This window comes from Nonomuraea sp. NPDC049141, from assembly GCF_040648415.1.
Classification (GTDB): Bacteria; Actinomycetota; Actinomycetes; order Streptosporangiales; family Streptosporangiaceae; genus Nonomuraea.
In genome coordinates, this window is the sequence record NZ_JBEZDR010000002.1 from 216,105 (window position 1) to 232,667 (window position 16,563).

Genomic DNA, 16,563 nt, shown 5'->3' on the forward strand with positions numbered 1-16,563 from the left:
TGCGGGCGTGACCCGAAAAAGAATCCGGATCGCCATTCTGATCGCGATCCCCCTCGTCCTGACCGCGTGCGCCGGTCAGCGGAACAGCCCCGGCGCCGGGTCGCCCACGTCCTCGGGCGACCCGGCGAAATACGCCTCCTGCCTGCGTGAGCACGGCCTCACCGTGACCCAGAACGACGATGGGATGAGCGTCCGCGGCTCCGACCCGCAGAAAGGCGCGGCGGCGGAGCAGGCCTGCAAGCAATACGCGCCGGTGCTTCCCCCCATGTCCGCCGAAGAGCGGAAGAACGCTATGGATCGGGCGCTCAAGTTCACCGCCTGCATGCGTCAGAAGGGCGTCAATATGCCCGACCCACGCCAGGACGAGAAAGGCGGCATCAGGCTGGACCCACCGCAGGGAATCGACGGGGACTCGCCGGCGGCACAGGCCGCGCAGAAGGCATGCCTGCCACTGATGGACCAGGGCGCGCGGTGAGCCGTCAAGCGCTGAGCCGGAAGACCGTTAGCCGTAAAGCGGTGAGTCGGAAGGCGGCGGTCGCCGGGATCGCGGTGTTGATCGCCGGGGCGACGGCGGCGGCGCTCTCTCAGAGGCCGGGCACGCCCGCGATCGCCGCTTCCGCCGTGGGAGCCACCGCGGAGATCACCCGCTCGGACCTGGTGGACACCAAGGCGGTCGGCGGCACGCTTGGCTACTCGGGCCGCCTCGTCCAGCCGAAAAGGCGATGGGCACCGTGACCAACACCCACGCCGAGGGGACGGTCGTACGCCGAGGTGGGTGGCTCTACCAGGTCGACCGCCATCCGGTCGTCCTCATGTACGGGTCGATCCCGATGTACCGCGAGCTGGTCATCGCCTCCAGGGGAGCGGACGTTGAGCAGCTCGAACGGCCCGTACCACCAACCCGGAGCACCCGGAAGAGGTCGCGGTCAGCCGACCGTCGGACGCGCTCGCCGCGCGGGCCGCCGTGGCGGGGGCGTTCACGAACCTGCTGCTCGGCGTCGGCGGGGTCGCGCTGCTCGTCGGCGCGGTCGGTGTGGCCAACACCATGGTCATCTCGGTGCTGGAACGGCGCCGCGAGATCGGCCTGCGCCGCTCGCTCGGCGCGACCCGGGGCCAGGTGCGGGTCCAGTTCCTGGCGGAGTCGGTGCTGCTGGCCGGGTTCGGCGGGGTGAGTGGCGCGGTGCTCGGGCTCGCCGTCACGTACGGGTACGCGCTGTGGCAGGACATGCCCGCGGTCGTGCCCGCCTGGGCGCTCGGCGGCGGGCCGGCGGCGACCATGCTGGTCGGCACCGTCGCGGGGATCTACCCGGCGATGCGCGCGGCCAGGACGTCACCCACGCTGGCGCTTTCCACCGGATGATGGGGATCATCAAGACATGCGTGTACTGATCGCGGAAGACGAGCGGGTCCTGGCCGACGTCGTGGCGGTCGGGCTGCGCAAGGAGGCGATGGCCGTGGACGTCGTCTACGACGGCGACGCCGCGCTGGAACCGGCGATGACCAACGACTACGACGTGATCGGTCTGTCCCGCTGCGGCATCACGCTCGACCCGGCGCGGCACGAGGTGTTCAGGGACGGCTGGTACGTCGCGCTCAGTCAGAAGGAGTTCGCCGTGCTGGAGGTGCTGCTGCGCGCCGAGGGCGCCGTGGTCAGCGCCGAGGACCTGCTGGAGAAGGCATGGGACGAGAACATCAACTACTTCACGAACTCCGTGCGGGTGACCCTGGGCACGTTGCGCAAGAAGCTGGGCGACCCACCGGTGATCGAGACGGTCACCGGCACCGGATACCGCATATGAGCAGGCGGCGTCTGTCCGTCAGGTGGCGACTGACGGTCGTGTACGGGACGCTGTTCTTCCTGGCCGCGATCATCCTGGTGGGCGTCAACTACTTCGTGGTCACCCGGATCGTCAGCCAGTCCATCGACCCCGGTTCGGGCCTGCCGGAGCCCCCGGACCGGGTGCTCGTCCAGCAGGTGATGGTCGAGGTCGACGGCTACAAGAACCGGGTGATCGACTCGATCGTGTCCTGGTCGATCCTGGCCACCGTCCTGGTCGGGCTGGGCGGGCTCGCGGTCGGCTGGAGCGTCGCCCGGCGCGCGCTCGGTCCCCTGCAGCAGGTCACCGACACCTTCGACTCCATGCTTGAACGGCTCGACCGGGCCTTCGACGGGCAGCGGCGGTTCGTCGCCAACGCCTCGCATGAGCTCAAGACGCCTCTGGCGATCGACCGGGCGCTGCTGCAGGTGTCGTTCGCCGATGCGACGCTGCCGGCGGAGCTGCGGCCGGTCCGTGACCACCTGCTCGCCTCCAACAGCCGCCAGGAGCGCCTCATCGAAGGGCTGCTCACGCTGGCCCAGACCGAAAGCGAGCTGACCGACCGGGAGCCCGTGGACCTGGCCGAGCTGGCCCGGTCCGCTCTCGACCGTTATCCGGGGGTTGACGCGGATCTGGCCGCCGCGCCCGCGACGGGTGATGCCCTGCTGCTGGAGCGGGTGGTGGTGAATCTCGCCGACAACGCGGTCAAGTACAACGACTCGCGAGGCTCGGTGTTCGTCCGCACGGGTTCGGGGGCGGACGGATCCTTTGTCGTGGTGGAGAACACCGGCCCGGAGATCGCCCCGGCTCAGGTGCCCCACCTGTTCGAGCCGTTCCGCCGGCTGAACGACGACCGCACGGGGTCGGCGTCGGGTGCGGGGCTCGGGCTGTCCATCGTGCGGGCCGTCGCCCGTGTCCACAGCGGCACCGCGGCGGCCGTACCGCGGGAAGGTGGGGGACTTGTGGTGACCGTACGGATACCCTCTAGATCGTGACGTTGTTCGGCATTCGTCCAGCACAGGGTGTACGGCTCACCAACATCTTCGCCACACCCTGGCACGTGACGGACGACGCGGAGGCGGCGCCGCCAGGCGACCGTCCACGGCTCGGGCGGCCGGAAACCTACTTCACCGGGTCGGCCACTCCTCGGGTGCTGCACCGGCTGGCGCTCGACCAGCGGACGATCGAGTTCGCCGACTGGGACCGGCAGCTCGCGGGTGCCCGGTTGTGGCTGTTCGCGGTGCCGTCCACGCAGATCGTGGCCGTGCTGAGCCTGGACCTCGAGTGCGAGCTGGCCGACACGGTCGACCTGCTGGAGGACTGCTTCTACGCCGACCTGAAGATCGACGGCCGCCCGCTGGAGGCGGTGACCGCGGAGCTGGCGGGCACGACCGGCGGCTTCTTCCCCGAACGCCACCAGCTCGCCTTCGCCGCCCAGCTCCCGGCAGCCGACTCCAACGGGATCGTCCAGCGGGTGATCTACCGCGGCGATCTGCCGAACCGCGACGAGTTCAGCACGATCACCTACCCGAGCGAGCTGAACAGGCGTCCGGAGACCACTGCCGCCGTGAGCCCGTACGTCAGCGTGCTCTGCGGCCAGCCGGACTACGTGGAGGACGGCATCTTCCTGTCGGCCGTGCAGGGAGTGGCGAGCGCGGCGCGGCTGCGCGAGATCCGGTCGGTGGCCTACCAGGCAGTGGAGGCGTTCCGCGGCCGCGACCGAGCGCAGCAGGACACGCGGGACCGCCGCCGGAGCCTGGCGTCGCTGACCAGCCAGCTCGGCGACCTGGAGCTGGACCTCAGCTACAGCGTCGAGGCGACGGCGGACCTCGGGATGCTGGTGCCGTCGTTGCGGGTGGCGGGCTACCACGACGCCCTGTACGAGACGATGGGGCTGGTGGGCAAGGCGGAGAACGTGGCCCGCATGCTCGAACGGCTCGAACGGGCGATCAGGGCGGAACTGACCACGATCGAGAGCCTGGAGCGGCGGGCGGACGAGGACCGGCAGTTGCGGTGGTCGGTGGCTATCGGGTTCGTGTCGGCGGTGGCGGTGCCGGTGACCTTGGTGCTCACCTTTTTCGGGGTGAATGCGCAAGAGGTGGATGTGCGGGTTTCGATGTTCGACGGGCGGTACTGGGGGATCTACTGGCTGACGGCGGCCATCGTGGTGACCGGAGTGGTGGCGTCGCTCGGCCTCTACTTGCGGCAACGCCACACGATGCGCCGGGACCGCCGCTGAACGACGACTGACGGCCCCGCCTCTGCCGAATGGCATACCCGCGGCGCCTGAACAGCGCGGAGATCGGCCGAACGGCGCATGGCCCGCCGCACACCCAGTCAGCACGCTGGTCGTATGCCAACAACAACCGCACGATCCCTGATCTCGCGCTGGCCGGAGTGGGCGGGCTACGCGGCGGCGCTGTGGTCTTTGTGCTACGGCTCGCTCGGCGCGGCTTGGGCACTTGGCGCGCCCGGCTTCCCCTGGGGCGCGTCCGACCCCGACCTGGACCGAGCGCTGTCCATCCTCGCCGGCGCCACCCCGCGCCCCGGCGGCTGGTGGATCGCCGCCTTCGGCCTGCTCGGCGCAGTCGTCGGAGTGACGCTCGCCCGCACCGGCCGAGGCGTGCCCCGGCTCACACCCTTGTTCCTGGCCTGGCCCATGGCGGTCTTACTGATCATCGTGGTCCCCGACTCCCGGCTCATGATGGGCGTGGCCTACTCGCCCCTGCTGGCCGTCGCCCCGCTCTTCGGCCTGAACGTGGGCGGCACCACCCTGGCCGACGCCTGGCCATGGCCGGTGGTCAACCAGCTCGTGTGCGTGTTCGGCGGGTTGCTGCTGGTCGCCGCCGCGCTCGCCTACCAGCGACGTCGCCGGGACGCCTGCCATTCGTGCGGACGTACCGGCCGGGACGGCTGGACCACACCCGAGGCGGCGGCCCGGTGGGGACGCCGGGCCGTCTACATCGCCGCAACCGTGCCGCTGGTCTACTGCGCGACCCGGTGGTGCTGGGCACTTGGCGTGCCGCTCGGGGTGAGCGAGGAGTTTCTCGACGAGGGCGCGCGCGACGCTCCCGGCATCTGGCTGGCCGGTGCCTACCTGGCCACTTTCGGCGCGGGCGGCGGGCTGCTCACCCTCGGGCTGGTTCAGCGCTGGGGCGAGGTCTTCCCCCGCTGGATCCTCGGGCTGAGGGGCAAGCGGGTGCCCCCGCTGCTCGCCATCATCCCGGCGACGCTGGTCGCGATCATCATCACGGTGGCCGGTATGACGTACATCCGCTGGGCGCTCTCGGGCCGGTTCACCATGGCGGAGTGGGGCGCCTGGCTCCCGGAGACGCTCTGGCCGGTTTGGGGAGGAGCCCTGGCCGCAGCGGCCCTCGCCTACCACCTGCGCCGCCGAGGCCAGTGCCGTCACTGCGGCCAAGGCGCCGACGACCGCGCACCGGCCAAGGATTCCGGCCCGCCCTTGACCGTCGGGCGGCCTAGCCCTTCGGGTCCGGCTTCCAGTCCTGGACGAGGAGTCCGAGAAGCACCTCGTCAAGGAACTCGCCCATGACCCAGGCCGAGGAGCGCAGCACGCCCTCGCGGACGAAGCCGTTGTGCTCGGCGGAGCGCAACATCGCGACGTTGTCCGACAGCGTCTCGATCTGCAGCCGCTGCAGGCCGCGCACGACAAAACCGTAGTGGCACAGCACCGCGACCACGTCGGTGCCGTAGCCCTTGCCGCGGGCGGACGGCAGCAGCCCCAGCCCGATGTGCGCGGACCGGTTGTGGTTGTCGATGCCCCACAGCAGCGCGCTGCCGACCAGCATGCCGCCGTCCGACTCCACGACGGAGAACTTGGCGAGCTCTTGCTCCTTGTCGTCCACCACGAACTGCGAGTCCTTCGAGCCGGGCGTGATCGGCCGCCACGGCTGGCCATTGGCCCGCGAAGAGGTGACCACGTCATCGCCGAGCTCGGCCTGCAGGATCGGAATATCGCCCTCGTGCCGGGCTCTGAGCATGACCTTGCTACCCCTTAGCATGCATGCTTCCTATCCGATCGGGCTGGCCGGCGGCAAACCGATTAAGACTCCATCAGGGGCCTGCTCGGCTGGGTGGGCCCCGTGCCGCGTGGTGAGGACGGCCGCTTGGCGATCACCTCGATGGTAGGGAAGACCCCCACCTCAACAGGCAAGCAGGCGTGACTGATCTTGAGCGATCTTCCCGCGACATTGGACGCATGACGAAATTGCTCGCCGCTGCTGTCGCCTGTTCCCTGGTTCTCGCCCCTGTCGCGCCCGCCTTCGCCGCTGCCGCGACGCCCTCGCCGCAGTCCCGCCTTGACCTGCTCACCACCGAGGACGGCATGGCGGGCGCGTTGAGCCAGGTGCGGAGCCCGGGTGGCGCGACCGTGACCCGGCGCTCCGGCACCGCGGAGCGGGGCACCGGGGAGCCGATGATCGGGCCCCAGGGACGGTTCAGGATCGCCAGCGGGAGCAAGCCGATCATTGCCGCCACCGTGCTGCGGCTGGTCGATCAGAAGAAGATCGACCTGGACGCCACGGTGGAGCGTTACCTGCCCGGAGTGCTGCGCGGCACCGGCGACGGCGCCGAGATCGACGGTCGGAAGATCACCGTCCGGATGCTGCTGCAGCAGACCAGCGGCCTGCCCGAGTTCCTCAACGCGATCGAGTGGAAGGAGCCCTTCCCGGACTTGCTGCGGGTGGCGCTGACGCTCAAGCCCACGCCCCGCGGCTCCTTCGCCTACGCCAACACCAACTACCTGGTCCTCGGCATGATCGTGACCGAGGTGACCGGCAAGGACTTCCGCCAGGCTAGCCGGGACCTGATCCTCAGGCCGTACGGGATGCTGGACACGTACTGGCCGGCCAAGGGCGACAACGGCATCCGCGGCCCGCACGCTCACACCTACGGGGTGGATCCTCGTCGTCCGCAGGGCGGTGAGGTAGATCTGACCGACCAGCTGCCCACCTACGAGTTCGGTCCCAGCGGCGGCCTGGTCTCCACTCCCGAGGACCTCAACCGATTCTGGCGCAAGGCCCCGCTGGGCAAGATGATGACCGGGTCAGTGAAGGTCGAGCAGGAAGGCTGGCCCGCGGGCGCTCGCTACGGCTACGGCGTGGCCCGGATGAAGTCGAGCTGCGGATACACCTACTTCGCCGCCGGCGACATGCCGGGGGCCGCGGTGTTCAGCGGCCGGGATCAGGCCGGGCGCGCCGCAACCGTCTACGTCACCGGCGTGCCCGGCAATCGGCAGCACCTGATCGACGCCTTCATCGCCACGATGTGCGACCGGTGAGCGCCGGTGGTGCGCCGGGTGAGTCCCGGTGGTGCGCCAGGCAGGTCCGGATGACCAGGCGGACCGCTTCAGCGCGGACCCGTGACCGTACCGCTACGCGATCTTGCCCGAAGTGGGGTGCAGGTCGCCGAGCAGCGCGTCCCTGGAGGCCGCCGCGTCCTCCTCGGCTGTCGTGATCGCCGTGAGGAGGGCGGCGGCCAAGCCGGTCGCGTCCAGTCGCCTCCTGCTCCGCGGGGAGATCTCCAACCGGGTGATGGTGCCGAGCGCGTCGGTGACGGCCACGATCCCTCCCTGATCGGCCTCGCCGGTGAACTCGGTGGCGCTCCACTCCTCCACCCTCGCCTCCGCCTGCTCGGCGGCGGCGATCAACGCCTCCAGCCGCGCCTGCGCCTCCGCCATGCCCTCCATGTCCTCCATCGCTCACTCTCCTCGCAGCACGTTGCGGATATGGCCGTCGAGCGGGTCGACGGCGCCCTCTGTGTCCGCGGTGTCAGGCGCTCGACCCGTCAGATCCTGGACGACCTCTGTCAGTCGTTCCCCCATCGCGAGGTGGGCCGCGGCGATCGCCGCGCAAACGGCCTCGGCGAGCTGGACGTGGTCCAGGTCGCGCAGGCCGCGCGGGTCGATGGACAACCCGCGCAGGCGACCGGTGCCGGACACCTCGGCGCGGACGACCTCGGACGGGTCGGCACCCGCCAGCCGTTCCTCCGCCAGCTCGCCCAGCGCCCCGGCCAGGGTGCGCGCCCAGCCGTCCGTCTCGCGCAGCAGCCCGTCGACGTCGTCCTGCCGGCCCCCGGCGAACGCCTCGACGCGCCTCATGAGGCGTCCTTCGCCATGGGCACCCAGTAGTCGTTGAGCTGGGCGGGATCGGCGATCGCTGGAGTGAGGTGGAGATCGCGTGCTCCCAGCGCCGGGTTGCCGGACCGGTAGAAGGCGCCCCTCAGATCGTTGAGCTTGAGTTCCAGCTTGTTGAGGGCGCTCTCGTAGGAGTTGTACACGTCGGCGAACTGCTTGACCAGATTCCCCGCCGCGCTCATGAACAGGCCGACCTGGGTCATCAGGGCGACCCTCCCGACCGGGTGCGCGCTCATGGCGGCGACGCTGCGCAGTATGGGGGCCGAGGTGGCGTAGAGCCCGAACACCGACAGGTCGTACTCCAGTACCTCTTTGTACTGGCCGTGCATGGCGCCGCTCATCTCGTCGGAGATCTTGCCGAGCTGGCCGTACAAGCCGTTGACGTTGAACCGGACGTACTGCTGGAGCGTGTCCCTCGCCTGGCCCTTCCAGTTGGGGGAGATGTCATCGAAGAAGGCGCGCCACAGGTCGGACCGGCTGCCTTCCAGCAGACCGGCCATGCCCTTCCACTGCTCGCGCCGATCGTAGAAGAGGAACGGGTTGCCCAGGTTGAGGGTGGCCGCCACGTCCAGCGCGAGCGCGGCGACGCCGAGCCCGGAAACGGCCATCGCGGCCCTGTTGCTCTGGCGCAGCGGGTTCAGCTCCGTGATCAGCCGCTTGTAGAAGCCGGGGTCGGTGCGCGTCGGGGGAGTGACCGTGACGGTCCGCTGTACGGTGCCGCTGGCGTTGGAGATGTGGAGCTGCTGGTTGGCCGCAGGGGTGGTCTGGCCCGGCACGATCAGCTTCGGCGGTTCGCCCATGGCGGGTTTCTCCTCACTTGACGGTGTTGGCCCGCGCGGCGGCGACGTAGTTGTCCGCGGCCTTGTAGATCTTGCCGCTGTCGGTGCGCAGCACTTCGGAGAGGATGCCCGCGCTGTCCCGCCAGGTGTCGGCGATGGTGTTCAGCCGGTTGACGAACATCAGCCCGACAATGGGCACTCCGGCCATGGGGATTAGATTCCAGCCCTCGAAGCGGGGCGTCCACTGCTTGACGGTGTCCACGCCGGTGGCCGAGCCGTCCATGGTGCCGGCGAACTTCCGCACGTACCCCGCGTTGGTCTCGTACCCTTTCGTGGGCCCGTCGGGGTCCTCAAGCAGTGACGCCTGCACGGGCTGCGCGCGCAGACGCGATGGAAGGCACGTGGGCGGCGGGCACGCGGGGGTGTGCGGGCACGGGCTCACCAGCGACGGCGAGAGGCCAGGCGTCCCGGACGCCGAGGCAGGCGGCGAAACGTTACCGAGCGGTTGACTGGCCGTGGATAAGAATTCATCGGTCGACACGTGATCCTTTTACCATGATCGTGATAAGCGACCGCGCGCGAACGAGCGAGGCGGAGTTTCTGTCGGTGGTGATCTCTATGGTCCCTGCCATGACGAGCTGGGACGAGATCCGCGACCTCATCAGCGCAGGTGACGCGGACAAGCTGATCGAGCGGCTGATCACCCTGGACGATGCCGAGCGCAAGCTCGTCGCGGGCGAGCTGCGCGGCCACATCCCCGTGCTGAGCGGGCACGCCGAGGCCAAGCAGCAGGAGCGCTGGGTGGCGGAGACCCGGCGTCGGCAGGAGGACCCGGGCTACTGGACGCACTGGCGCGAGCCCGATCGCGAGCCCTGGCAGGACTGGGCCGATCTGTTACGCCTGGCGGGAGCCGGCACCCTCAGCGCGGTCAGCGCGGTGGCCTCCTGGCTGACCCGCCGGGACCTCGCGATGTGGCGAACGTTCACCGGCCGCACCGAATTCGGCGATCCCGCGCGGGTCATCCGGCTTCTCGACCACCGGCCTGCCGAGTGGCAGGCCGAGCTGGCCGTACGGCTCGCCGCCAAGGTCCGGGGGCCCCGGGATCCCGGCGCGGTCCTCGCGCTGGCGATGCTGCGGCACACCGGGGCGCCGCCGCCCGAGCACGACCCGCTGGTCGTGGCCTGGGCGGTCGCCGGGAGCGCCCCGCTGGGTAGGGTCGGCGGGAGTGTGGTCGAGTCCGATCCGCTGCTTCCCGCGCTGCTGCCCCGGCTCTTCGAGGCCGAAGGAGTCGGCCGGGCGTTGCAGTACGAGAAGGCCGAGCCGATCTCGCCGTGGTTCAGTGCCATCCGCGCGGTGGGCGAGCGGGAAGCGCTGCTCGACGGCTGCGTTCGCCGCTTCCTGCGCGGTGGGACCGCACAGGACCTGCGCTTCTTCGCCCGTCTCCACGAACTCCTCGAACCCACCACGGCCGAGATCGACGCGCGCCGTCGCGACTACCTGCGCCTGCTCCCCGCCGCACCGGGCCCGGTCGCCGAGCTGTCCCTGCGCCACCTGCGGCGGCTCGACGCGCACGATCCCGCCGACGTGGCCGAGGCGCTGGAAGGGCTGCTGTTCCGGGCTGAGGCCAAGCTCGTACGTCCAGGTCTGACGTGGTTCGACCAGACCGTACGCCTGGCGCCCGATCGAGCAGACGAACTGGTCGCCGCCCTGGTCACCGCCTTCCACCACGAGGCGTACGAGATCCAGGGCCGAGCCGCCCAGCTCGCCCTCAAGCACGCCGCCCGCTTCAGCCCGCTCGGCACCGAGCAGATCAGGGACGCCATCCCGGCGCTGCCGCCCGCGCTCGGTGCCCGGCTGGTCGCGGTGTTCGGCGGGCAGGCCGCCGTCGAGGAGACCGGACCCGCCTTCACCCCGCCGCCGCTTCCTGAGCCGGTCCCGGTACCGCCGTTCCCGGCCGCTCCGGAGAAGCCGGCGGAGATGGAGACGCTCGGCTGGACCTCCTGGCAATGGGCGGACGGCGAGCGCTGGCTGGCCGGATTCGTCCGGCTTGCCGCACGTGACCGGGACGGGTTGCGATCGGCGCTCGAAGTGCCGTTCGGCAGCAGCTATCCGCAGTTGTTCGAGATGCGGCGCTGGCTGCAGGACGACCAATGGCGTGCCGCGATCGCCCGGGAGCTGATCACGCCGGGGGCCGACCCGGGTGTCCCGGCCGAGGGGCGCTGGCGGCGTGGAGGGTCGGCGTACGAGAGTGAGGTCACCTTCAGCGCCCTCCAGGTGGTCGCGCTCGAAGCCTTGGCGGATGGCTCCGAGGATGAATCCGCGGCGCAGGCGGACGGCTTCTCGTTCGCCCACCTGCCCGTGGAGGTCCAAGAGCAGTTCTTCGACCTGCTCGAACAGGCCGGCATGCCGACGCCACAGGCCGACCCCCTCCGGGCCGCAGAACCGGCGGAGCCGGTCGCCAAGGCGCCGGGGGATCGGCTCCCCGACCCACGGGAGGTCTCGGGGTTGGACATGTTCGTGCTGCGTCGTTTCGCGGAGGTGCTCGCCGCGCTCAAGGACGGCACGCTGCCGCCGGTGCTGCTGGCCACGCCCACTCTCGCCAGCGGGATGCTCGACCCCGACGTCCTGGTCTCCCGGTTGGCGGAGTGTGAGGCTGCGCGGGCCGTACCCCTTCCGGTGGATCTGCGGCAGGCGCTGTTGCGGCTGCCGCGCGGCGCCCATCCGGAGGCGGCGTCCCGGGCGGCGCGGCTGACCTCCGAGGCGGGCCGGACCGTGGCGCGGCGGCTGGCCGACGGCGGCCTGCCCGACCCGGAGGTCCGGGTTCGGTGGAGCTATAACAAGGACCTCGACTCCTACTACCTCGACGAGCGACGGCCTACCGGGACCGGCCAGATTTGGCTGACCCCGCGGCTGCAGGCCGAGCCGACCGGCCTGGACCTGATCGACGAATTCATCACCGAACCACCGGCCGGGACCATGAACGATTACGGCCACTGCATGGGCTGGTGGCCGTCGGTCCTGCCCTCGCACCGGGAGGTGGTGGCGGTCAATCTGGTGCCACGCCTGCATCGCCAGTGGGCTGGGGAAAGTACGTACCCTGTCCAGCCCGCCATGCTGGCCGCGGCCGACGGCCCCGCGGGTGTGGCCACCGCACTCGTGCTGGCCTACTTCCTGGCGCAGAGGGACGCGAACGGCGCGGCATCGGTCCTGGTGACGATGGCGGCCCGCGGCGCCCTGCCGGCCGCCGAGCTGGGGGCTCACCTCGGAGTGCTCATCCGGTGGACGTGGCTGAAGCAGCAGCACATCATGGACGCACTCGAGGCCGCCGCCGACCGCGGTGCGCATCGTGAGGTGTGGGAGGTGCTGCGGGCCCTGCTGCCCGCCCTCCTGCCCAGTGCCGCAGACGGAGAGAAGCCTCGCGCGGGACTGGCCAAGATGGTCGGACTCGCCGTGACAGTGGCCCAGCAGGCCGCGGCTCGGGGAGCGATTCCCGAGGTCGAGGCGGTGGCCGGGCAGGGTGGCGGCAGCAGGTTCCGTACGGAGTGCCGCCGGCTGCACGCCTACCTGATCCGCCCCTGACCGAACCGATCGAAAACCAGGTGCGCGAGTCGCGGGCCGGGAGTAGAAACGGCAGCATGGACGAGCAGCCCCTGCCGGGTGGCAGGCATGTCGGCGGTGTACGCATCGGTGAGACCGTCCACCGGCCCGCCAATCCGTGGACGCGCACCGTGCACACCGTGCTGGCCCATCTGGAGGCGGTCGGGTTCGAGGGGGCGCCTCGGGTGCTCGGGTTCGACGAGCAGGGGCGCGAGGTGCTGACCTTCCTGCACGGCGACACGATCGGGGAGCAGGCTCCCTGGCCCGCGTGGGCGTGGTCGGACAGCGCGCTCAAGCAGGTCGGGGCCTGGATGCGGCGGCTGCACGACGCGACGGCGACGTTCGTGCCCGAGTCCGGCGCGGTCTGGTTCATCGGGCGGCCGTGGCGGCCGGGGCTCGTCATCGGGCACCACGACGCCTCCCCGTACAACGCGGTGTGGCAGGGCGACGATCTGGTCGGGTTCGTCGACTGGGACACCGCCGGGCCGTCGTCGCGGGAGCGCGACCTGGCCTACTGCGCGTTGACCTGGGTGCCGCTGCACGCTCGGCGCGTCGTCACGGAGCAGGGGTTCACGGCGTTCGACGATCGGTCCCGGCGGCTGCACCTGCTGCTCGACGCCTACGGCTATGAGGGCGACCGTACGAAGTTCGGCCCCGAGGTCGTCGACCGGGCGCGGGTGAACGCCCAGGTCATCCGGCGGCTCGCCGAGGGCGGTGAGCCGGTGCACCAGGCACTGCTGCCGTTCGCCGCGAACCTCGAACAGGCCGTGGTCGAGATCGAGGCGCTGCCGGAGAGCTTCTGGGTACGCGACTGAGGAACCACACCCAGGAAGGCGTGACCCTTTCGTGATCTAGCTCCGGGTGATATTGTCGTAAAGCGGGTAATGTTAGAAGTGAAGTCCAGCAGAGGGCTTCGTCTCGTTTTATCGAGGCGTGTCTCTGTCTGGGCTTTTTTGGGTTCTGGACGGGACCGCCTGCTGTAGATATGAGGAGCAGGAATGACCGTCCAGCAAGCCCAGACGCTCGTGCTCAGCGAGATGACCCCCGAACAACTTCTGGTCGAGATGGTCAAGCCGGAGACCTCCGAGCTCGACAAGGTACGGATCCGTGAGCGGCTCGTGGCGATGCACGAGTGGCTGGCGAACGACATCACCCGTCGCTACCGCTACCGCGGCGAGCCTGTCGAAGACCTGCGCCAAGCCGCCTACGTCGGCCTCATGAAGGCCATCAACGGGTTCGACGCCTCCCTTGGTCACGACTTCCGCGGCTACGCGGTCGTCACCATGACCGGTGAGGTCAAGCGCCACTTCAGGGACCGTACCTGGGCCATCCGGGTGCCGCGCGTCTACCAGGAGCGCCGCTCCGAGCTCAACAAGCTCGTCTCGGACCTCAGCCAGACCCTCGGCCGCGCGCCGACGGTCGCCGAGCTGGCCGAGAAGATGAAGATCTCCCAGGAGGACGTGCTGCTCACGATGGACGCCTCGGCGGCCTACAGCACGCTGTCGCTCGATGCTCCGACGGGTGTCGACGACGACTCCGCGAGCCTCGGCGACGTCATCCCCGAGCACGACGAATCGCTGGACTCCCTGGTCGACAAGCACGCCGTCAAGCCGCTCATCGACGCGCTGCCCGTACGGGAGAAGAAGATCCTGCTGCTGCGTTTCTACGGCAACATGACGCAGGCCGAGATCGCCGCCGAGTTCGGGATCTCGCAGATGCACGTCTCGCGCATCCTGCGCAAGGTGCTCGACGACCTGCGCAAGGGCTTGTCAGACTGAGGGTCACCGCAGCTCGACACCGATGAGGCACGTGTCGTCGTCGGTGTCCGAGGTGCAGTCCGTGAGCAGGTGGTCCAGCCGCTGTTCGAGCGTCGTAGCGGGCTGCGCGGAGACGACGAGCAGTTGGTTCTGGGCGTGTTGCAGGGCTCGGTCCCGGCGTTCGATGAGCCCGTCCGTATACATCAGCAGGGTGTCCTTGGCTTCGAGCTGCAACTGCCCCTCCTCGTACGATGCCTCGGACATCGCCCCGAGCAGCAGCCCTCCGATCATCGGCAGTTCCGACGCGCTCGTCCCCCGGACCAGAAGGGGCGGCAGGTGCCCGGCCCGGGCCCAGCGCAGTACCCGGGTCTGCGGGTCGTACAGGCCGCAGATCGCGGTGGCGGTCACGCTGTCGGTCAGGTGGTGGGCGACGAGGTTGAGCCAGGTCAGCAGCTGAGCGGGCCCCGCGCCGGTGGCGGCCAGGCCGCGCAGGGCGTTGCGTAGCATGACCATGCCGGTGGCCGCCTCGATGCCGTGCCCGGCGACGTCGCCCACCGACAGGAGCACCTGTTTGGACGGCAGCACGACGGCGTCATACCAGTCGCCGCCGACCAGGTGGTCCTTCTCCGCCGGGCGGTAGTGGACGGCGATCCGCAGCCCGAAGGCGTCCATCGTGTTGCGCGTCGACGGCATGATGGCCCGCTGCAGCTGCAGGGCCAGGCGGTTGCGCTCGGCGGTCTGCTGCTCGCTGTGCGCGAGCTGGTCGCGGGTCGCGGCGAGCGCGACCTCGGTCCAGTGCTGGGAGGAAATGTCCTGATAAGCACCGCGTACGGCCAGCAGCCGGTCGTCGTTCCCGAAAACGGGCTCCGCCACCACGCGGATGTGCCGGGAGATCCCGTCGGGCCGATGGAGCCGGAACGCCATGGTGGCGGGCCGCCGATGATGCAGCACGGTGCGCAGGAACCGGCCGATGCTGACCGCGTCGTCGGGATGCGCGTGTTCGCGCAGCCGCTCCAGGGGTATCGGCTGGTCGGCGGGAGAGATGCCGTACAGGGAGAAGAGCTGGTCGTTCCAGGTGACCTGGCCGGTGAGCGCGTTCTCCTCGAAGCCGCCGATGCGGCCCAGGCGCTGCGCGTGGAGCAGGATGCCGGCCAGTCGCGCCGTCTCGTCGTGGGCGCGCCAGATGAGCAGCACGCTGTCGCCGTGACGGGTGACGCTGACGTCGGCCTCGGTGGTCAGCCGCACCTGGTCCACCAGGGTGGTGAGGGTCATGCGCTCGGTGCGGAACGGCTCGCCTGTCGCGTGTACGTGCTCGACCTTGGCGAACAGGCCGCCGTCCTCGGCCGCCAGCGGGTACGCCTCCAGCAGCAGAGCCCCGGTGACTCGGTGGCGCGGACGCCCGGCCGGGTCGGCGAACCGCTCGTTGGTGTGCACGATGCGGAAGTCGGTCAGCCTGCCGCTGGTGTCGAGGTGCGGACGCAGCACCAGGGCGGGATCCGGCAGCGCCTCGGCCAGATCGACGAGTTCGGAGAAGGCCGGGTCGCCGAACCCGGAGAGGGACGGCGCCGGAGCCGCATCCAGGGTGTGGGCGCACAAGTCCGCCAGGGCCTCGATCTGCCGCTCGATCTGCGGCGACTGCGGCTCCAGGTCATGTGGCCAGCCGATCTCCAGGACACCCAGGATGCGCCCGCCCGTGCCCGCGGGCACCGCCACCCGCCCGCCTTCCACCGCCTGCCGGTGGCCGATACTGGGCAGGCCGACCTCGCGTAGGGCCGGGAACCAGACGATATGGCGTTCCGTGAGAGCCTGGCGAGCCGGAGTGGCGACGCCGGGAGGGACGTAACGCCACCGCATGGCCTCCTCGGCACTGAATCCCGCATACCCGGCGAGGGTGAGCGAGGCGTCGGGACCGGCGGCCCACACGGCGGCCGACGTCGCGCCGAGCGGCGCCAGCGCGTGCTCCAGGAGAGACTCGGCGACCGCCTGGGTGTCCGTCGCGCCGAGCACGCCACTCTCGGCGGCTCGCAGCCGAACCGAAAGAGCCCGGTCGTGGCTCGCGCTCGCCGAGAGCAGGAACTCGCGGGCCGTCTCGCTGATGCGATCCTGCGCCGCCTGGTCGATGATGTCGGAGGCCAGCTCCAGCTGCGACAGCCCGGACTGCTCCGCGAGCGTGGCGAGCTGGCGGGCCGCCTGGGCGGGGCCGCAGCGCAGCCGCTCGACCAGGATGCCCTTGGCCAGCTCGATCAGGGCGCGCCCCTCGGCGGCCAGGTGGGCGTCCTGGATCTGCCTGCGCATCCGCTCGATCGTGGCGGCCAGCCGGCCGACGTTCGCGTCACCGGCCGGCGCCTCCGCACTGGTACCAGCCGCCGTGGCGTCGCCTCCTGGCAGGGCGGCGCCGGGCTGCTGTGATGGCTGCAACGTGCGACTCCTCGGGGGTGGACGAGGTGGGGTGGGGACCG

17 protein-coding genes are annotated in these 16,563 nt (G+C 70.4%); 11 read left to right on the forward strand and 6 right to left on the reverse strand.

The genetic code is table 11. From position 1 onward, the window contains the following. Window positions 1–7 precede the first annotated feature (7 nt). The 7 genes from AB0B91_RS05840 (at window position 8) to AB0B91_RS05870 (ending at window position 5,370) form a co-directional block, all read left to right on the forward strand. Complete coding sequence (locus AB0B91_RS05840; RefSeq protein ID WP_358316243.1) at window positions 8–475, forward strand: hypothetical protein; 468 nt, start codon at window positions 8–10, stop codon at window positions 473–475. A gap of 41 nt (window positions 476–516) precedes the next feature. Further along, window positions 517–735 (forward strand): hypothetical protein, encoded by a 219-nt coding sequence (locus AB0B91_RS05845; protein WP_358316245.1) that lies wholly within the window; start codon window positions 517–519, stop codon window positions 733–735. Between the two features lie 229 nt (window positions 736–964). Then, window positions 965–1,360, forward strand: a complete 396-nt coding sequence (locus AB0B91_RS05850) for an ABC transporter permease (protein WP_358316248.1) — start codon at window positions 965–967, stop codon at window positions 1,358–1,360. Between the two features lie 16 nt (window positions 1,361–1,376). Then, window positions 1,377–1,799 (forward strand): DNA-binding response regulator, encoded by a 423-nt coding sequence (locus tag AB0B91_RS05855; protein WP_358316251.1) that lies wholly within the window; start codon window positions 1,377–1,379, stop codon window positions 1,797–1,799. Continuing rightward, on the forward strand, window positions 1,796–2,812 hold the full coding sequence (locus tag AB0B91_RS05860) for a HAMP domain-containing sensor histidine kinase (RefSeq protein ID WP_358316254.1): 1,017 nt from the start codon (window positions 1,796–1,798) through the stop codon (window positions 2,810–2,812). The genes AB0B91_RS05855 and AB0B91_RS05860 overlap by 4 nt, the downstream gene beginning before the upstream one ends. Next, window positions 2,809–4,056, forward strand: a complete 1,248-nt coding sequence (locus AB0B91_RS05865; protein WP_358316257.1) for a hypothetical protein — start codon at window positions 2,809–2,811, stop codon at window positions 4,054–4,056. The genes AB0B91_RS05860 and AB0B91_RS05865 overlap by 4 nt, the downstream gene beginning before the upstream one ends. Before the next feature lie 114 nt (window positions 4,057–4,170). Then, complete coding sequence (locus tag AB0B91_RS05870; RefSeq protein WP_358316260.1) at window positions 4,171–5,370, forward strand: hypothetical protein; 1,200 nt, start codon at window positions 4,171–4,173, stop codon at window positions 5,368–5,370. Here AB0B91_RS05870 and AB0B91_RS05875 read toward each other — a convergent pair. Then, on the reverse strand, window positions 5,297–5,818 hold the full coding sequence (locus tag AB0B91_RS05875; protein WP_358316263.1) for a GNAT family protein: 522 nt from the start codon (window positions 5,816–5,818) through the stop codon (window positions 5,297–5,299). The two genes, AB0B91_RS05870 and AB0B91_RS05875, sit on opposite strands and share 74 nt — an antisense overlap. 218 nt (window positions 5,819–6,036) lie before the next feature. Between AB0B91_RS05875 and AB0B91_RS05880 the strand changes: the two genes are divergently transcribed. After that, window positions 6,037–7,116 (forward strand): serine hydrolase domain-containing protein, encoded by a 1,080-nt coding sequence (locus tag AB0B91_RS05880; protein WP_358316266.1) that lies wholly within the window; start codon window positions 6,037–6,039, stop codon window positions 7,114–7,116. A 93-nt stretch (window positions 7,117–7,209) separates the two neighbouring features. On the opposite strand, the gene AB0B91_RS05885 is transcribed toward AB0B91_RS05880, so the two are convergent. Genes AB0B91_RS05885 through AB0B91_RS05900 form a run of 4 tightly spaced genes read right to left on the reverse strand, consistent with a single transcriptional unit; the run spans window position 7,210 to window position 9,120 of the window. Beyond that, a complete protein-coding gene (locus AB0B91_RS05885; protein ID WP_358316269.1) occupies window positions 7,210–7,533 on the reverse strand; it encodes a YbaB/EbfC family nucleoid-associated protein in 324 nt (107 codons plus the stop codon). Between the two features lie 3 nt (window positions 7,534–7,536). Continuing rightward, complete coding sequence (locus tag AB0B91_RS05890) at window positions 7,537–7,935, reverse strand: YbaB/EbfC family nucleoid-associated protein (protein WP_358316272.1); 399 nt, start codon at window positions 7,933–7,935, stop codon at window positions 7,537–7,539. Continuing rightward, window positions 7,932–8,771 (reverse strand): hypothetical protein, encoded by an 840-nt coding sequence (locus AB0B91_RS05895; protein WP_358316275.1) that lies wholly within the window; start codon window positions 8,769–8,771, stop codon window positions 7,932–7,934. Before AB0B91_RS05895 ends, AB0B91_RS05890 begins: the two co-directional genes overlap by 4 nt. A 13-nt stretch (window positions 8,772–8,784) precedes the next feature. Next, on the reverse strand, window positions 8,785–9,120 hold the full coding sequence (locus AB0B91_RS05900) for a hypothetical protein (RefSeq protein WP_358316278.1): 336 nt from the start codon (window positions 9,118–9,120) through the stop codon (window positions 8,785–8,787). Between the two features lie 260 nt (window positions 9,121–9,380). Here AB0B91_RS05900 and AB0B91_RS05905 point away from each other — a divergent pair, with 260 nt between their 5' ends. The 3 genes from AB0B91_RS05905 to AB0B91_RS05915 all read left to right on the forward strand — a co-directional run bounded on the left by AB0B91_RS05905 (window position 9,381) and on the right by AB0B91_RS05915 (window position 14,125). Then, window positions 9,381–12,329, forward strand: a complete 2,949-nt coding sequence (locus AB0B91_RS05905; RefSeq protein WP_358316281.1) for a DUF6493 family protein — start codon at window positions 9,381–9,383, stop codon at window positions 12,327–12,329. Window positions 12,330–12,385: 56 nt separating this feature from the next. Continuing rightward, a complete protein-coding gene (locus AB0B91_RS05910) occupies window positions 12,386–13,162 on the forward strand; it encodes a phosphotransferase (RefSeq protein ID WP_358316284.1) in 777 nt (258 codons plus the stop codon). Between the two features lie 183 nt (window positions 13,163–13,345). Continuing rightward, on the forward strand, window positions 13,346–14,125 hold the full coding sequence (locus AB0B91_RS05915; protein ID WP_358316287.1) for a SigB/SigF/SigG family RNA polymerase sigma factor: 780 nt from the start codon (window positions 13,346–13,348) through the stop codon (window positions 14,123–14,125). Between the two features lie 3 nt (window positions 14,126–14,128). Here the strand turns inward: AB0B91_RS05915 and AB0B91_RS05920 are convergent, their stop codons facing one another. Beyond that, on the reverse strand, window positions 14,129–16,522 hold the full coding sequence (locus AB0B91_RS05920) for a SpoIIE family protein phosphatase (protein ID WP_358316289.1): 2,394 nt from the start codon (window positions 16,520–16,522) through the stop codon (window positions 14,129–14,131). Between the last annotated feature and the right edge of the window lie 41 nt (window positions 16,523–16,563).